This is a genomic window from Xanthomonas sp. 3307 (assembly GCF_014199735.1).
GTDB lineage: Bacteria > Pseudomonadota > Gammaproteobacteria > Xanthomonadales > Xanthomonadaceae > Xanthomonas_A > Xanthomonas_A rydalmerensis.
This window is the reverse complement of record NZ_JACHOG010000002.1, coordinates 651,494-667,535: the sequence shown is the minus strand read 5'-3', so window position 1 is coordinate 667,535 and position 16,042 is coordinate 651,494. Positions and strand designations below refer to the sequence as shown.

At 69.3% G+C, this 16,042-nt stretch carries 18 protein-coding genes and 2 tRNA genes; 11 read left to right on the top strand and 9 right to left on the bottom strand.

The features are described 5' to 3' along the window. Positions 1 to 152: 152 nt before the first annotated feature. Both GGR64_RS07825 and crp read right to left on the bottom strand, forming a co-directional pair. The gene (locus GGR64_RS07825) at positions 153 to 911 is read right to left on the bottom strand and encodes a sulfite exporter TauE/SafE family protein (RefSeq protein WP_184644973.1); all 759 of its coding nucleotides are present in this window, start codon (positions 909 to 911) and stop codon (positions 153 to 155) included. A gap of 27 nt (positions 912 to 938) precedes the next feature. Further along, entirely contained in the window at positions 939 to 1,628 is a 690-nt protein-coding gene (gene crp, locus GGR64_RS07820) for a cAMP-activated global transcriptional regulator CRP (RefSeq protein WP_160966431.1), read from the bottom strand. Positions 1,629 to 1,775: 147 nt separating this feature from the next. On the opposite strand from crp, the gene speD reads away from it, so the two are divergent. Beyond that, complete coding sequence (gene speD, locus GGR64_RS07815) at positions 1,776 to 2,570, top strand: adenosylmethionine decarboxylase (RefSeq protein ID WP_017910332.1); 795 nt, start codon at positions 1,776 to 1,778, stop codon at positions 2,568 to 2,570. Positions 2,571 to 2,687: 117 nt separating this feature from the next. After that, positions 2,688 to 3,005: a quaternary ammonium compound efflux SMR transporter SugE gene (gene sugE / locus GGR64_RS07810; RefSeq protein ID WP_184644971.1), complete on the top strand. Its 318-nt coding sequence runs from the start codon at positions 2,688 to 2,690 to the stop codon at positions 3,003 to 3,005. 18 nt (positions 3,006 to 3,023) lie between these two features. Here the strand turns inward: sugE and GGR64_RS07805 are convergent, their stop codons facing one another. Together GGR64_RS07805 and coq7 are read right to left on the bottom strand one after the other, a co-directional pair. Then, positions 3,024 to 3,488, bottom strand: coding sequence for a hypothetical protein (locus GGR64_RS07805; RefSeq protein WP_184644970.1), 465 nt, complete (start codon positions 3,486 to 3,488; stop codon positions 3,024 to 3,026). Between the two features lie 235 nt (positions 3,489 to 3,723). Further along, complete coding sequence (gene coq7 / locus GGR64_RS07800; protein ID WP_048489304.1) at positions 3,724 to 4,368, bottom strand: 2-polyprenyl-3-methyl-6-methoxy-1,4-benzoquinone monooxygenase; 645 nt, start codon at positions 4,366 to 4,368, stop codon at positions 3,724 to 3,726. Positions 4,369 to 4,582: 214 nt separating this feature from the next. Between coq7 and rplM the strand changes: the two genes are divergently transcribed. Further along, complete coding sequence (rplM, locus tag GGR64_RS07795) at positions 4,583 to 5,011, top strand: 50S ribosomal protein L13 (protein WP_010341420.1); 429 nt, start codon at positions 4,583 to 4,585, stop codon at positions 5,009 to 5,011. A gap of 2 nt (positions 5,012 to 5,013) precedes the next feature. Next, positions 5,014 to 5,406 (top strand): 30S ribosomal protein S9, encoded by a 393-nt coding sequence (rpsI, locus tag GGR64_RS07790; protein ID WP_010341421.1) that lies wholly within the window; start codon positions 5,014 to 5,016, stop codon positions 5,404 to 5,406. Positions 5,407 to 5,905: 499 nt separating this feature from the next. Here the strand turns inward: rpsI and GGR64_RS07785 are convergent. Together GGR64_RS07785 and GGR64_RS07780 are read right to left on the bottom strand one after the other, a co-directional pair. Beyond that, positions 5,906 to 5,980, bottom strand: a tRNA-Gln gene (locus tag GGR64_RS07785). Positions 5,981 to 6,021: 41 nt separating this feature from the next. Next, positions 6,022 to 6,098: transfer RNA gene (locus GGR64_RS07780), tRNA-Met, on the bottom strand. 120 nt (positions 6,099 to 6,218) lie between these two features. On the opposite strand from GGR64_RS07780, the gene GGR64_RS07775 reads away from it, so the two are divergent. The 3 genes from GGR64_RS07775 to bfr all read left to right on the top strand — a co-directional run bounded on the left by GGR64_RS07775 (position 6,219) and on the right by bfr (position 7,700). Then, complete coding sequence (locus tag GGR64_RS07775) at positions 6,219 to 6,830, top strand: RNA pyrophosphohydrolase (protein WP_160966437.1); 612 nt, start codon at positions 6,219 to 6,221, stop codon at positions 6,828 to 6,830. A gap of 80 nt (positions 6,831 to 6,910) precedes the next feature. Next, on the top strand, positions 6,911 to 7,120 hold the full coding sequence (locus GGR64_RS07770) for a (2Fe-2S)-binding protein (protein ID WP_160966559.1): 210 nt from the start codon (positions 6,911 to 6,913) through the stop codon (positions 7,118 to 7,120). A 109-nt stretch (positions 7,121 to 7,229) separates the two neighbouring features. After that, positions 7,230 to 7,700 carry a bacterioferritin gene (gene bfr, locus GGR64_RS07765; protein ID WP_160966439.1) on the top strand — a complete coding sequence of 157 codons (471 nt, stop codon included), beginning with the start codon at positions 7,230 to 7,232 and terminating at the stop codon, positions 7,698 to 7,700. A 331-nt stretch (positions 7,701 to 8,031) separates the two neighbouring features. Here bfr and GGR64_RS07760 read toward each other — a convergent pair whose 3' ends face one another. From GGR64_RS07760 to GGR64_RS07750, 3 genes are read right to left on the bottom strand one after another with little or no spacing between them, the layout of a single operon-like run. Continuing rightward, the gene (locus tag GGR64_RS07760) at positions 8,032 to 10,659 is read right to left on the bottom strand and encodes an ATP-binding protein (RefSeq protein WP_260302947.1); all 2,628 of its coding nucleotides are present in this window, start codon (positions 10,657 to 10,659) and stop codon (positions 8,032 to 8,034) included. Between the two features lie 2 nt (positions 10,660 to 10,661). Continuing rightward, complete coding sequence (locus tag GGR64_RS07755) at positions 10,662 to 12,587, bottom strand: EAL domain-containing response regulator (RefSeq protein WP_184644968.1); 1,926 nt, start codon at positions 12,585 to 12,587, stop codon at positions 10,662 to 10,664. Positions 12,588 to 12,622: 35 nt separating this feature from the next. Then, entirely contained in the window at positions 12,623 to 13,249 is a 627-nt protein-coding gene (locus tag GGR64_RS07750) for a DUF4126 domain-containing protein (RefSeq protein WP_184644967.1), read from the bottom strand. 186 nt (positions 13,250 to 13,435) lie between these two features. Between GGR64_RS07750 and GGR64_RS07745 the strand changes: the two genes are divergently transcribed. The 4 genes from GGR64_RS07745 to nudC are packed head-to-tail and all read left to right on the top strand — an operon-like array spanning position 13,436 to position 16,026. Beyond that, positions 13,436 to 14,170, top strand: a complete 735-nt coding sequence (locus GGR64_RS07745) for a DUF6776 family protein (RefSeq protein WP_160966445.1) — start codon at positions 13,436 to 13,438, stop codon at positions 14,168 to 14,170. A 7-nt stretch (positions 14,171 to 14,177) separates the two neighbouring features. Continuing rightward, positions 14,178 to 14,630, top strand: coding sequence for a polymer-forming cytoskeletal protein (locus GGR64_RS07740; RefSeq protein WP_184644965.1), 453 nt, complete (start codon positions 14,178 to 14,180; stop codon positions 14,628 to 14,630). Between the two features lie 31 nt (positions 14,631 to 14,661). After that, positions 14,662 to 15,048, top strand: coding sequence for an iron-sulfur cluster insertion protein ErpA (gene erpA / locus GGR64_RS07735; RefSeq protein WP_160966449.1), 387 nt, complete (start codon positions 14,662 to 14,664; stop codon positions 15,046 to 15,048). A 48-nt stretch (positions 15,049 to 15,096) separates the two neighbouring features. Beyond that, positions 15,097 to 16,026: an NAD(+) diphosphatase gene (gene nudC, locus GGR64_RS07730; RefSeq protein WP_184644962.1), complete on the top strand. Its 930-nt coding sequence runs from the start codon at positions 15,097 to 15,099 to the stop codon at positions 16,024 to 16,026. Positions 16,027 to 16,042: the final 16 nt, after the last annotated feature.

The following is a 16,042-nucleotide window of genomic DNA, read 5'->3' as shown; positions in this document are numbered from 1 at the left end:
CATCGGCGGCAGCGTCCCGGCCGCGATCATCGCGCGGCCCGCCCCGGGAAAAGCGAACGCGGCCTGACCGCCTGCAGCGCAGCCAGCACCGCGTCAGATGCCGCCGACGCCGCTCCTGCGAATCCCCAATCCCGACTCCCGACTCCCGGGCATCAGTCCACCCACCGATACAGCGCGCTCCCCACCTGATACAGGCTGATGCCCAGCACCAGCAGGCCCACCGACACCAGCACCCAGCGCTCGCGCACGCGCTTGACCAGCAGCGCCGCCAGCGGCGCGGCGAGCATGCCGCCCACCAGCAGGCCGAGCACGATGTCCAGGTGCTGCACGCCCATGGTCAGCAGGAAGGTCAGCGAGATCGACAGCGTCACCAGGAACTCGGCGGCGTTGACCGTGCCGATGGTGGTGCGGGCCTGGCCGCCGTGGGCGAGCAGGGTCGAGGTCGCCACCGGCCCCCAGCCGCCACCGCCGCTGGCGTCGAGCAGGCCGGCGACGAAGCCCAGCAGCGGCACCCGCCGCACCTCGCGGCGCGGCAGCGCCCGTCCGGCCGCGCGCAGCAGGATCAGCACCGCCAGCGCGAGCAGGTACAGATAGACGAAGGGGCGGATCAACTCGCCCGGCAACTGCGTCAGCACGTAGGCGCCGGCGACGCCGCCGACCATGCCGGGCAGTGCCAGGCGCAGGAACAGCCGCTTGTCGACGTTGCCCAGCGCCAGGTGCGACAGCCCGGAGGCACCGGTGGTGAACACCTCGGCACTGTGCACGCTGGCGCTGACCACTGCCGGCGGCAGGCCCAGGCTCAGCAGGACCGACGAGGAGACCAGGCCGAAGGCCATGCCCAGCGCGCCGTCCACCAGCTGCGCGGCCAGGCCGACCAGCACGAACCAATAGAAGGTCTCGCTCAGCACCATCGCGCCGGGCCTACCGACCCAAGGCGGTCAGCGTGCGCCGTACAGCACCACGGTCTTGCCGCGGGCATGCAGGATGCCGTCGACCTGCAGTTTCTTCAGCACCCGCCCGGCCATCTCGCGCGAGCAGCCGACCAGCCGCGCGAGTTCCTGCCGCGACACGCGCAACTGCATGCCCTGCGGATGGCTCATCGCCTCCGGCTCCTGCGCCAGGTCGTGCAGGGTGCGCACGATGCGGTCGGTGACGTCCAGGAACGCCAGGCGGCTGGCCTTGCGCGAGGTGTCCAGCAGACGCTTGGACAACTGCACGCCGATCGCGAACAGCACCCGCGGCGCATCGGACGACAGCGAGCCCAGGAACAGCTGATGCAGGCGCTCGTAGCTGATCTCGGCCAGCTCGCAGGGCGTGCGGGTGCGCAGGATCACCTCGCGTTGGTCGGACTCGATGAACAGCCCCATCTCGCCGACGAACTCGCCGCTGCCGAAATAGCCCAGCACCAACTCGCGGTCGTCATCTTCCTCGGCGATGATGCTGACCGAGCCGCTGACCACGTAGTACAGGGTGCCGGCCGGATCGCCAGGCCTGAACACATCCGTCCGCGCCGGATAGCGGCGACGGTGGCTGTGGGCCAGGAAGCGGTCGATGGTGGCGGTGTCCAACGTCAAAGGACTTGGAGCGATGCGCACAGGTGCTGCAGTGGATGTGTTTCCGGGGCTCATGGCGGCTTCGCTACGGCGTAATTCCTGAAGCTTAACGGGACGCGTTCGCGGCGGCAAACAAGAGACGGACGCCACGTTTCGCGACGCGGCCATTTGGCTCATAATTGATTGGCTTTCCCCCCGACCAACTTCCAGAGGATCCACGCCGTGGTCAAGCCGTTGCCTCGCCTGAGGCTGCAAGGTTTCAACAACCTCACCAAGGCGTTGAGCTTCAACATCTACGACGTCTGCTACGCGATCTCCGAAGAGGAGCGCCAGCGCTACATCGAGTACATCGACGAGCAGTACGACGCCGATCGCCTGACCCAGATCCTCACCGATGTGGCCGAGATCATCGGCGCCAACATCCTCAACATCGCGCGCCAGGACTACGATCCGCAGGGCGCCTCGGTGACGATCCTGATCTCCGAAGAGCCGGTCATCGACAAGAAGGCGGCCGGCAAGGAGATCATTTCCGATGCCGTGGTCGCGCACATGGACAAGAGCCACATCACCGTCCATACCTACCCGGAAACCCATCCGCAGCACGGTATCGCCACGTTCCGCGCCGACATCGACGTCGCCACCTGCGGTGTCATTTCGCCGCTGAAGGCCCTCAATTACCTGATCGAGAGCCTGGAATCGGACATCGTGATCATGGACTACCGCGTGCGCGGCTTCACCCGCGACGTGAAGGGCAAGAAGCACTACATCGACCACAAGATCAACTCGATCCAGAACTTCCTGGCCAAGAACGTCAAGTCGCGCTACGAGATGTTCGACGTCAACGTCTACCAGGAGAACATCTTCCACACCAAGATGCACCTGAAGGACTTCGACCTGGACCAGTACCTGTTCGAGGAAAAGGCCAAGAACCTCTCGTTCAAGGAGCGCATGCGCATCGAGGCGCTGCTCAAGCGCGAGATCGAGGAGCTGTTCCACGGGCGCAACCTGTCCGAGTAAGCGACCTCGTCACGGCGGGACGGCCCGCCCGCAGCCTGCGCTGCGACCCCTGCCGACGGCGGCCCGATGTGCAGACATCGGGCCGTTTTCATTTGGATTTGTCTACGGAGAAAGACAATGCCTTGGATCTACCTGTTGCTCGCCGGTCTGTTCGAGATCGGCTTCGCCCTCGGCCTGAAGTACAGCGAAGGCTTCACCCGGCTCTGGCCGACCGTGGCCACCCTGGCCGGTGCTGGCCTGAGCCTGTGGTTGCTGACCCAGGCGCTCAAGCACATCCCGCTGGGCACCGCCTATGCGATCTGGACCGGGATCGGCGCATTGGGCACGGCCACGCTCGGCATCGTCCTGTTCGGCGACAGCGCCTCGCCGGCGCGGCTGGCCTGCATCGGCCTGATCGTGGTCGGGGTGATCGGCCTGAAGCTGGTCGGCCACTGAGCGCGGCCAGCGCTGGGCTCAGGCGACGACGGTGCGGCGCCGGGTCAGTACCCGGCCGATCAGCATCCGGTGCGCGATCACCGCCAGCAGGGCGACGATCGACAGCACGATCATCGCGCGGGTGAACACGCTGCCGAGGTTGCCGGCGTGCTGCAGCTGGTCCAGGCGCCCGAAGCGCGAGGGATCGGCGTTGGCGTAGGCGATCTCGACGGTGGCACCGTCCAGCAGCAGCGGCGCGGCTTCGGCACCGCTGGCTTCGAAGGCGCCGCTGTGCAGGCGGCCCTTGCTCTCGAACACGTAATGGAAGCGGTAGCGCACCAGCGGCTCGGTCTGTACGCCGAAGGCGCCGTCGGCGATCACCGGCACGGTGGCGACCGAATGGTCGCGCAGGATCGCGCTGGCCTGGCGATAGTCGCCGAGCAGGTGATGCAGCAGGGCGCCGCCGCCGAGCGCGAACAGGGTCGCGAACAACAGGCGCGACAACCAGCGGGTGCGGGGCGAAGGCAGATGGAGGTGGAGCGAAGAGGCGGGCATGGCAATCGGCAGGCGGAGCGCACGCGGGCGTGACTCGGCGGGGGTACATCGGATGACTGCGGCACGGGGGAGATGCTGCGGCGGAAGCGGCGTGCGTCGACGTGGATCAGTCAGCGTTCGTTCACTTTAACCCGATTGGGCCGACAATGCCAGTCGGCCCGGTCGCAGCCCGACCGGCGGGCGGCTACAGCCGATAGGCGACCGCCTTCATCAGCCGCGAGGCGGCGGCCATGACCGTGGGGATCGGCGGCGGCAGGCGCCGCGCCCCGGCCTGTTCGGCATGCTCGGCGTGGCGGGCCTCGTCGGCCTTCATCACCTTCAGCACGTCGCGGCTGCGCAGGTCCGCCGGCGGCAGGGTCTGCAGGTGTTCGTCCAGGTGCGCCTCGACCTGACGCTCGGTCTCGACCACGAAGCCCAGGTTCCAGCCGTCGCCGCGCAGCCCGGCCAGGGTGCCGATCGCGTAGCTGCCGGCGTACCACAGGGGATTGAACAGGCTGGGGCGGCTGTCCAGTTCGCGCAGCCGCGCCGCGCACCAGGCCAGGTGGTCGGTTTCTTCCTGCGCCGCCTCCAGCAGGTGCGCACGCGTGGCCGGATCGCGCGCGACCGCGGCCTGGCCGAAGTACAGGCCCTGCGCGCAGACCTCGCCGACGTGGTTGATGCGCATCAGGCCGGCGGCATGGCGCCGCTCGTCCGGCGCCAGCACCACATCGGCGGTGGCCGCGGCGGGGTAGGGGCGCTGCGCCGGCGGGTCGCCGAACACGGTTTCCAGCGCGCGCTGGGCCTCGACCAGGGCGCGATCGAGCGGGGAATGCTGGCGGCTGGCCGTCATGGGGAAAAGCCCGGAAGCGGTGGGGACCCCGATTTTCGCCGCCGGCCGGCGCACTGCCAAGCGCGCCGCCGGTCCTGCCGACTCCGGCAGGGCGGACTTGCGCGCTGCGGCCGGGCCACGTAGAATTCCGCCTCTTGCGTTTTTGCAATTCACAACGCGTGGCAAAGTTCCGGCCGTTCGCTGCAGGAATCCGCCCGACCAACCGAGTCTGATCATGAGCACCTTCACTGCTAAGTCCGAGACCGTCCAGCGCGACTGGTATCTCGTCGACGCCGCCGGCAAAACGCTGGGCCGGCTTTCCACCGAATTGGCCCGCCGCCTGCGCGGCAAGCACAAGCCGGTCTACACCCCGCACGTCGATACCGGCGATTACCTGGTGGTGATCAACGCCGAGAAGATCGTCGTCACCGGCAACAAGCTCAAGGACAAGAAGTACCACCGCTTCACCGGCTACATCGGCAACCTGAAGACCGAGAGCCTGGAGCAGGCGCTGGAGCGCCACCCGGAGCGCGTGATCGAAATCGCCGTCAAGGGCATGCTGCCCAAGGGCCCGCTGGGTCGCGCGATGTACCGCAAGCTCAAGGTCTATTCCGGTGCGGAGCATCCGCACGCCGCTCAGCAGCCGCAGGTTCTGGATATCTAATCATGGCGATTTCGCAAAACTACGGCACTGGCCGCCGCAAGTCCTCCACTGCCCGCGTGTTCCTGCGCAAGGGCACCGGCAACATCTCCGTCAACGGCCGTCCGCTGGACGAGTTCTTCGGCCGCGAGACTGCGCGCATGATCGTGCGCCAGCCGCTGGAGCTGACCAAGAACACCGAGAGCTTCGACATCCTGGTCACCGCCACCGGCGGCGGCACCACCGGCCAGGCCGGTGCGATCCGCCTGGGCATCGCCCGTGCGCTGGTCGAGTACGACGAAACCCTGAAGACCGAGCTGCGCAAGGCCGGCTTCATGACCCGCGACGCCCGCGAAGTCGAGCGTAAGAAGGTCGGTCTGCACAAGGCCCGTCGCGCCACCCAGTTCTCCAAGCGCTGATCCATCGCGCCTGGCGTGGGCTCCTTCGGGAGCTCGCTGGGACCAAGCAAAAGCCCGGCTTCGGCCGGGCTTTTGTCGTTCTGGAGTCGCGTCTATGCCGACAGGCATGTGTGGCAGGGGCGATTCGAAGCCATGGATCTGCTCGCGCGATCCGGGGATTGCTGGCTGGCCTGGGGCTGAAGGTCCGAGGTCGCCGCAAGGGTTCGGCGTCTATATCTATAGGAGGCGTGGTGCGCGCGACCTTGCCAGGACGGCGCCGATGCCGGTGGATCGCGAGTGCTGGCGCCTGCTTCTGCTGATCGGATTCCATCTGGTGGAATAGCCCCCTTGGAGTCCAAGGGGGCGCGCCGACAGGCGCGGGGATGTGGAGGCGGAAGGGCTGGGGCCCGCGTCTTGCGCAGCAAGGCGTGGGGCGCAGGCGCATGGCGCATGGCGCCTGCGCAAACCCCGCGCCAAATAAAAAAGAAGGCCGATCTTGCGATCGGCCTTCTTTTTTATTTGGCTGCCCCGGATGGATTCGAACCACCGAATGCCTGAGTCAGAGTCAGGTGCCTTACCGCTTGGCGACGGGGCAATGTGGACTGCAAGTATCGCACGCCTTGGGCGTACACACCATGGTGGCTATGGGTGGACTCGAACCACCGACCCCAGCATTATGAGTGCTGTGCTCTAACCGGCTGAGCTACATAGCCTTGGTGAACCGCCAATTCTTATAGAGAAGCGGGCGGCTGTCAACGGGTTTCTACGCTGCTTGTGGCCCGGCCGCAGCCATGGCAGAGTCGGAGCCAGTAGATTTTTCAGGAGTCCGCATCGTGATCGATCCGGACGGCTATCGACCGAACGTAGGCATCGTGCTGATGCGGCCGGATGGTCAGGTGTTCTGGGCACGTCGTGTGCGCCGGGACGGCTGGCAGTTCCCGCAGGGCGGCATGAACACCGACGAGACCCCGGTGGAGGCCATGTACCGCGAGTTGCGCGAAGAAACCGGGCTGTTGCCCGAGCACGTGGAAGTGCTCGGCGCCACCCCCGGTTGGCTGCGCTATCGCCTGCCCAGCCGGGCCATCCGCCGCAACGAGCGCCAGGTCTGCATTGGCCAGAAGCAGGTCTGGTTCCTGCTGCGGATGCAGTGCGACGAGAGCCAGCTGAACCTGGAACTGACCGAGACGCCGGAATTCGACCACTGGCGCTGGGTCGATTTCTGGTACCCGGTGGAGCACGTGGTGCTGTTCAAGCGTGGCGTTTACGCACGGGCGTTGCGCCACCTGGCGCCGCTGGCGCAGAGCATCGCCGGTGCCGGCATCCGTGCCATGCCGACCCTGGCCCAGGAGGCCTGGTTGCCGGGCAATACCGCCGGCCACGATCGGCCGCGCAAGCGTCCACGCAAGCGCGGCGGACCCTGGGCGGCGCGGATTAATAACGATTAACGGGCGGAATTGACAACCATTCTCACTTTGGTTTGAATGGGCGCCAGGCGCAGTCCGCGCCGTCCGCCGCCAAGCCCGCCGTGTACGTCTGCATCTGCAATGGGGTCACCGATCGCCAGATCCGCGAAGCCGCCGAAGCCGGCTGCCGCAGCGTGTCCGAACTGACCATGCGTACCGGTTGCGGTGCCACCTGCGGCTCCTGTCTGGACATGGCCGGCGACCTGCTGCAGCGCGCGCTCAGCCGCGAGCTGCCATTGCCGGTGCTGGGCGGCCTGGCCCGCGCCGCCTGAGTCCCGTCGCCGCGCTGCGGCGCATTCGGGATGATCACGATTCGCGTTCCTTCACGCCGCGGCGCGATTCGCTAGAGTCTGCGCTTTCCGGCTTTACGCGAGCGATGCAATGAAGGGCGACAGCAAAGTCATCGAGTTCCTCAACAAGGTCCTCTACAACGAGCTGACCGCGATCAACCAGTACTTCCTGCACGCCAAGATGCTGAAGAACTGGGGCCTGAAGGAACTGGCCGAGCACGAGTACAAGGAATCCATCGACGAGATGAAGCACGCCGACAAGCTGGCGGACCGCATCCTGTTCCTCGAGGGACTTCCCAACTTCCAGGCACTGGGCAAGCTGCGCATCGGCGAGAACCCCAAGGAAATCCTCGAGTGCGACCTGGCGCTGGAGCAGGAAGGCACCGTCACCCTGCGCGACGGCATCGCCTACGCCGAATCGATCCAGGACTACGTCAGCCGCCAGTTGCTGGCCGACATCCTGGAATCGGAAGAAGAGCACATCGACTGGCTGGAAACCCAGCTCGACCTGATCGAGCGCATCGGCGAGCCGAACTACCTGCTGACCAAGCTCGACGACTGAATCGTCGGCGCATGACGCCGCGGCGCTGGCCTGTGTCCGCGCCGCGCTGGATGCTGTACGCCCCGCACTCCCGGATATGCGTCGGCGTTGTCGTGCGCGTGTAGGAGCCGCTTCAGCCGCGACGCGGTGCCGGCGGACCGTCGCCGCTGATCCTGAAAAGCGGCGCATGCCGCTCCTGCGCGGGTCCATGCGGACGGCATAGCATCGGCATCGCGCGACGTCGCTCTCTACGAGAAAAGCAGCAGGCCGTGCGTCTGCGTCTTCGATGCACTGTGGCCAGGTCTTGCGGGCGTTCGTGTCGCCCGCAGTGGTGGCGCAGTGCGATGTCGCGCTACGGCGCGGCGGGTTCGGCGTTGTCGCGGACGCTGGCGCGGTAGCCGCTCAGCGCCAGGCGCGCGCGTGCGAACTCGGCGATCACCAGGGCGACTGCGACCACCGGGCGATCCAGGGTGCCGGTGCGCACGCCCGACTCGATGCGCAGTGCCGCTGCCGACAGCGCCAGTGCGCCGAGGTTGGCGGCCGAGGACTTCAGCGTGTGCGCGGCCTCGCGCAGCGCGTCGGGCTCCGACGTCGCCGCGGCCTGCTCCAGGCGCTGGATCAGCAGCGGCGCATCGGCCAGGAACAGCTCGACGATCTGCGCGACGCTGGCGCTGCCGATGACATCGCGCAGTTCGTCGAGCACGGCGATCTCCAGTACCGGCGCCGGCACGGCGGGGGGCTCGACCACCGCGTCGACGTTGGTCGCGTCGGTCGGCGCGGACGTCGCCACGGTGGATGCCGATGCCGCTTCGGGCTTTGCGGCAACCGGTGCCTGCGCTCCGACCTGTGGAGCGGGCTGCGCGTCCGCGGATGTCTTGGCAAGAGGGATCGTGTCCGGCACCTGGCCGCTCGCGGCGATCTCCGGCGCTGTTTGCGGTGCCGCTGCTGCGGCGGGCTCGGGCACGAACGCCGCGCTGGCCGGCATGGCCACCGGCTGCAGCGGCAGCCAGCGTTGCAGGCAGGCCTCCAGCCGCGTGCGGTCAATAGGCTTGGACAGGTAATCGTCCATGCCGGCGTCGAGGCAGCGTTGGCGGTCGCCGGCCATCGCGTTGGCGGTCATCGCCAGGATCGGCAGGCGCGGGCGTCCCGTCTCGGCCTCGCGCTGACGCCATTGCCGGGTGGCGGCGTAACCGTCCAGTACCGGCATCTGGCAGTCCATCATCACCAGGTCGTAGGGTTGCCGCGCCAACTGCGCCAACTGCGCCAGCGCGGCGGCGCCGTCCTCGACGCTGTCGGCGTGGTGGCCGAGCGATTCCAGCAGCCGCTTCGCCACCATCAGGTTGACCGGATTGTCCTCGACCAGCAGCAGCCGGTAGCCGCTGCGCGGCGGTGGCGCATCGGTCACGGCGGTCGCCGGGTCCGCGGCGAGCACCGGCGCGGGGGCGTGCACGGCGTCGGTCGCGAAGGCGTCGTGGTAGAACTCGCCAGCGTTGGCGGTGCCGTCGCCCGCGGCTTCATTGGTAAGGCTCGGGGTCGCCGGCGCCAGCGCCAGCATGCTGCGCAGGTCGATGTCGGCGGCCTGCCGCGACAGCAACGCGCCGTGCGCGCGGATCTCCTCGGGAATGTCGGCCTCGCCGTACAGCCAGATCAGCCGCGCGGTCTGCGGCGCCGGTAGTCGCGCCACTGCGCGCTGCAACGCGCGCGCGCTCTGCCGCAGGCCGTCCAGGTCGCCAATGACCAGATCGTAGGCCGGGCGCACGCCGCTGCCGTTGCCGCGCAGCCGCTCCAGCGCTTCCTGGGTCGAATCGACCTTGCTCACCTGCACGCCCCAGTTCGGCAGGAGCACGCTCAGGCGTTGCTGCAGGCGCTGGTCGGCGCCGACCAGCAACGCATGCAGCCGCGGCAGCCCGCCCGGGCTCTGCGGCAGGTCGCCGATCACCTTCAGCAGCGGAATCTCGAACCAGAACGTGGCGCCCTGGCCCTGCCGCGACACGACGCCGATGCGCCCGCCCATCAGCTCGACGATGCGCTTGCAGATGGTCAGGCCCAGCCCGGTGCCGCCATACAGGCGGGTGGTGGAGGCGTCGGCCTGGGTGAAGGCCTGGAACAGGTGCTCCTGGCGATCGGCGCTGATGCCGATGCCTGTGTCGCGCACCTCGAAGCGCAGCAAGTGCTGCGCCGGAGTCTCGCCGAGCCGGCGCACGCCCAGGTCGATGGCGCCGCGCGCGGTGAACTTGACCGCATTGCCGAGCAGGTTGCTCAGCACCTGGCGCAGGCGCACCGGATCGCCACGCACCGGCAGGCGTACCGCCGGGTCCAGTTGCAGCGCCATGCGCAGGCCCTTGGCCTCGGCCGCGCGCTGCATCAGCTCCAGCACGCCGTCGAGCAGCTCGCGCAGGTTGAAGGTGGTGATCTCCAGCTCCAGCCGGTTCGCTTCGAGCTTGGAGTAATCGAGGATGTCGTCGACGATGCGCAGCAGCTGCAGCGAGGAGGTGCTGGCCGCGCGCAGCATCTCGCGCTGGTCCAGGCCGAGCGGGCCGCGCCCGATCAGCTCCAGCATCGGGATGATGCCGTTGAGCGGGGTGCGGATCTCGTGGCTCATCGTTGCCAGGAACTCGCCCTTGGCCAGCACCGCCGCTTCAGCCGCCTGGGTGGCCGCCTCTGCGGCCTGCTTGGCCTGCAGCAGCTCCTTTTCCAGCCGCTCGCGCACGTGCACGTCGTGCTGCAGGGCGTTGCGCTCGGACTCGGCCAGGGCCGCACGCGCCAGCGCCGCATCCAGGCGTTCGATCTGCTGGCGTGCCCGGCAGCCGGCGACGGTGGCGAGCGCCGCGGCGGCGGCCATGCACAGCGGCGCCAGCCAGTGCCACGGCGCCGGCAACGGCAGCGCCAACGGCGGCAGCGCAAGCAAGGTGCCGGCGACGGCGAGCGCCGCGGCGAAGGCCGCCGGCCACGGAACGGGCCGGCGTCTGCGGTCGGACATGGCTAGAGCACCGCGTTCTGGAAGTCGAAGTTCAGCTGGTCGCCCACCGACTGCACCAGGTTGCCCTGGATGAAATCGACTCCGCCCATCCACATCGCCGCTGCCGCCTGCGCCTGCTCGATCTGCTGGCCGATGATCAGCAGTCCGGCGCGGTGCGCCAGATCGATGGTGGCGCGCAGTTGGTCGCGCAGTTCGGGGTCGGCATGCGCGCCGGCGAAGCGCGCCGACAGGCGCAGATAGCCCAGCGGCAAATGCGCCAGCAGCGCCTCGGCTTCGGCGCCCGGTTCGAACTGGCTGATGCAGAACTGCACGCCCAGCGGCATCAGCCGTGCGCAGAATTGCTGCAGCGTAGCGGTATGGACCAGCGCATCGTCCAGGCGCAGGTCGATCACCAGCGACGTGCCGGTGACGCCGCGGCGGCCAATGGTCTCGATCAGCCACTCGGCGAAGGCGGTGCGCGCCAGCGTACGCGTGGACTGCGAGACGAACAGGCGCAGCGGCGGGGTGGCGTGCTGGTACAGATGCAGCAGGCCCAGCGCGTGGTCCAGCACCTGCTGGTCGAGGTCGGCGATACGTCCGCCGGCTTCGGCGGCCGGCAGGATCTGCCCGGCCGAGAGCAGGCTGCCGTCGCGCTGACGCAGGCGCAGCAGCACCTGGTATTGGGCGATGTCGCCGCCGGCGACGGCGACGATCGGCTGGTAGGCCGGCTCCAGTTGCCCTTCCAGCATCGCGATGCGCTGCAGATCCTCTTCCGCGTGAGGTGGCACGTAGACGGCGACGCCCTGCGGATGCAGCCGCGCCTGCAGTGCGCTGCGTTCGACCGCTTCCAGCGCGCTGCCGGCGTCCTCGAAGCCATGACCGAAATCGGCGTAGCCGACCGCGCAGCGCAGATGCAGCGCCTCGTCCTCGCGCAGCGCGAAGGCGTGGCCGGACAGGGTGTCGCGCAAGCGCTGCGCGCGTTGCCGCTGCGTGTCGGCGTCGGCGTCCTCGGCCAGCAGCAGGAAGCTGTTGTCATTGAGCCGCGCCAGCGGCTGCGGCGCGGTGATGCCGGCCAGGCGGCGCCCGGCCTGCACCATCAGCCGCTCGAACGCGGCGTAGCCGTAGCGTTCGCGCAAGCCGAGTGCGCTGGCGATCTCGATGAAGTACAGGCTGCCGGGGCGGCGCGCGCGCAGCGTCGTGTCCAGCAGTTGCAGCAGATGGGCGCGGGTCGGCAGGCCGGTCTCGGGGTTGTTCAGCGGCACCGCCTCGGCGTGGCCCTGCTGGGCCTGTTGGCGGGCACGGCGGATGCGGTTGGACACCGCGGCGATCAGGTGCCGCGGCCGGATCGGCTTGGTCAGGAAGTCGTCGGCGCCGCTGTCGAGCACTTCGTACTCCAGCTCCGGATCCGCGTCGCCGGACAGGAACACGATCGGCAGCAACTGATGCTGCGGCTGCTGGCGGATCAGCGCGGTCAGGCGCATGCCGTCCAGTCCCGGCATGTGCAGGTCCATCAGGATCAGGTCCGGCCGGTAGTCGAGGATGGCCTGCTGCACGCCTTCGGCCTGCATCTGCACCTGCGCGTGCATGCCGGCGCCATGCAGCACGCTCTGTGCGAACAGCGCCTGCGCGCGGTCGTCCTCGACGATCAGTACGCGGTACGGCGCGGCCGCATCCTGTGCGGCGTGATCGGCGTCGGCGTCGGCGACCAGGAAGGCGGCCGCGCTGGCGTCGGCCGGGCCATCGTCGTGCTCGCTGCTGGCCAGCGGCATGGCGGACGCCGCGGCGTGGTCGGCAGGCGCGCGATCGGAGGCGAGGTCGGCGGGCGCGGCGACGTGCTCCGCGTCGCCGACCCAGCGGCGCCAGTAGTGCGGCGGCGGAGTCTCGGCGCGGACGGCGCGCGCGCGCGGGTCCTCGCGATGGGAAAGCGGAGCGGCGTCGTTGGCGGGCATCGCGTCTGGTTCCTGGTGCACGTCCAATTATGCGATCAAGTTCGCGAAGGCTGCGTGCCTTGCGGCGCGGCGGGCGCCGACGCCGGCGCCAGCAGGCGGCGCATGCCCCGCCACAGCAGGCGCCAGGTCCACCACACCAGCAGCGCGCCGAGCGCGCTCGCCGTCAGCACCACCGCCAGCGCCAGCCACGGATGCGCCAGGGCCAGCGCCAGTGCGGCGATCACCACCGAATCCTCGGCCAGCGAGGCGATCCAATTGCTGGCCGGCTCCGGCGAGGTGTTGAGCAGGGCGCGGGTGCCGGCCTTGAGCGCGTGGCTGGTCAGGGCCACGCCGGCCCCGGTGGCGAGCGCGCCGGCGCTCAGCTGGCCGTCGGGCGAGAGCGTGGCCGCGGCCAGGAAGGCGCCGGCCGGAATCCGGGTGAGGGTCTGCAGCAGGTCCCACACCGAATCCACACCGGGGATCTTGTCGGCGAAGAACTCGGCCAGCGCCAGCGCGCCGGAGGTGCCCAGCACCCACCACGACTGCGTCGCCTGCAGTGCCGGCGGCAGCTCCAGCCAGCCGCACAGGCCGGCCAGGCCGATCCCGAACACGGTCAGGTAGACGCGGATGCCGGCCAGCCAGGCCAGCAGGATGCCGATTACGAAGAGATGGGCGTCGGTCATGGCAGGCGCTCCTGCAACTGCACGGATGCCGGCCACTATCGGCCAAGCCCGCCACGAAGGCCAGCCCGCGGCGCGGGCTGGCCGTGCAGTCCGGCGCCGCTCAGGAGGGTGGCTTACACTAGGTGGCCCAGCAGGCCGACCCGCGAGGATCGACGCCGGCGCCGCCTTGGTGGCGCGGCCGCGCGCATGAACCGACCCGTTCCCCGTTTCCAGATCGTGCCCAATGGCGCCACGCCGCCGCGCGGCCGGACCGTCTGGCTGTTGCTTGCCGGTCTGTGGCTGCTGTCGCTGGCGCTGACCTGGTGGCTGGCCAGCCGCCAGGCCGCGCCGCGGCTCAGTGCGGTCAGCGCGCAGTTGCGCGAGGCCGAGCGCAACCTGCAGGCGCAGCAGCGGCAGATCGAGACGCTCAACCAGCGCCAGGCCACCCTGGCCCGCTCCGACCAGATCAGCCGCGCCGCCAACAACGAGGTGCAGAGTTCGCTGGCCGAGCGCGACGAAGAGATCGCCGGATTGCGTGCCGACGTGGCGTTCTACGAGCGCCTGGTCGGCGCGACCAGCCAGCGCAAGGGCCTGAGCGTGCACTCGGTGGAGTTCTCCGCCGAGGCCGGTGGCACCTGGCGCTACAACGTGGTGCTGACCCAGAACCTCAACCGCGGGGCAATCAGCCAGGGGCAGCTGCGGCTGACCGTGGAGGGTGTGCGCGGCGGCAAGCTGACCAGCGTGGGCTGGGACGAATTGCACCAGAAGACCGGTGTGCCCGGGCAGGACTACTCGTTCCGCTACTTCCAGCAGCTGGATGGCAGCGTGATCCTGCCCAAGGGCTTCACTCCGCAACGGGTGCGGGTGGTGTTGAGCGGCGGCGGGGCGCCGGTCAGCCAGACCTTCGATTGGACATTGGCCGGTAACGGCAAAGGGGAATAATCAGCCTATGTTTGGGAACAAGAACAGCCGCAACAGCGGCCAGACCGTGGTCGATACGCTGATCGGCGCGCAGGTGGTGATCCGCGGCGACCTGGTGTTCAGCGGCGGGCTCTACGTGGAAGGGCGCATCCTCGGCAAGGTCGTGGCCGAGGACGGCGCGCCGGCCACGCTGACCCTGTCCGAGCACGGCAGCATCGAGGGCGAGGTGCGCGCGCCGGTGGTCATCATCAACGGCCAGCTGATCGGCGACGTGCACGCGGCCGAGCGCGTGGAGCTGGCGTCGAAGGCACGGGTGCAGGGCAACGTGCACTACCAGGTGGTGGAGATGAACGCCGGCGCGCAGCTGACCGGGCGCCTGATCCACGCCGGCAGCCTGGTCGCGCTGGCGCCGCCGGAAGCGCACCGCGAGCAGGCCGGCAGCGACACCGAGCCGCCGCGTGCGCTGACGGCCGAGACTTGATTCGGGCGCCGGCCGTCCCCATCCTGCCGCCATGAGCACTCTCGTTTCCCTGCCGGGCGCCGCGCCCACGCCCGACTACCAGTCGCTGGAGCGGCCGTTGAACTTCACCGCGGCCGCCGCGGCCAAGGTGCGCGAGCTGATCCGCGAGGAAGGCAACGACGCGCTGGCGCTGCGCGTGTACATCCAGGGCGGCGGCTGTTCCGGCTTCCAGTACGGCTTCGAGTTCGACGAGAACCGTGCCGAGGACGACCTGGCGGTGCAGACCGACCAGGTCACCCTGCTGGTCGACCCGCTCAGCCTGCAGTACCTGATGGGCGCGGAAGTGGATTACAGCGAGGGCCTGCACGGGGCGCAGTTCGTGATCCGCAATCCCAACGCCAAGACCACCTGCGGGTGCGGCAGCAGCTTCAGCGTGTAGACACGCTGCGGCTTGCGGGACGCACGGTTTGCCTGCACCCTGCGGCGCATGTCCGATCCGACGCCCGCTTCCTTCGCCTTCGCCGGTCCTGCGATCGACCGTGCCGATGCCGTGCGCAACGATCCAGCGGCATTGTGCCAGGCCTGGGAACAGGCCCGGGTGCTGGTGCTGGACGCCGATGGCCATGCGCATGCCGATGCCGACGCACGCCCGCTGATCGCCAGCACCGCCGCCCTGGGCGCGCTGGCCGAGCACGCGCTGTTTCTCGGCCTGGACCACGGCCAGGCCTGGTTTGCGCTGGCCGCCGATGCCGTGCCGCAGTTGGCGCCGCCACCGCAGCGCATCGATCTGCGCCGCGCTGCGGCCGAATGGCCGGCGCTGGAGGCCGGCCTGTTCGCCTACGCCCGCGCAATGTTGCACTGGCAGTCGCGTACCCGCTTCTGCGGCGTATGCGGCGGCACCATCGCCTTGCAGCGCGGCGGCTTCCTCGGCGTCTGCACGCAGTGCGCCAGCGAGCACTATCCGCGGGTGGACCCGGCGGTGATCGTCGCGGTCAGCGACGGCCGGCGCCTGCTGCTGGGGCGCCAGGCGAGCTGGCCGGCGCGGCGCTACTCGGTGATCGCCGGGTTCGTCGAGCCGGGCGAATCGCTGGAACAGACGGTGGCACGCGAGGTGGCCGAAGAGACCCAGGTGCGGGTGCGGCCCGGCAGTTGTCGCTACTACGGTGCGCAGCCGTGGCCGTTTCCCGGCGCGTTGATGCTCGGCTTCAGTGCGCAGGCGGAGGCGGACACGCCGCAGGTGGACGGTGAGCTGGAAGACGCGCGCTGGTTCGAGCGCGAGGACGTCGGCGCCGCGCTGGCGCGCCTGGCCGCGCACGGCGACAGCGCCGACGACGGCCATGGCCTGCGCCTGCCGCCGCGCATCTCCATCGCCCGCGCGCTGATCGAGGACTGGTACCGGCACGGCGCGCCGGCCTGACCGCGCCGGCGCGCTG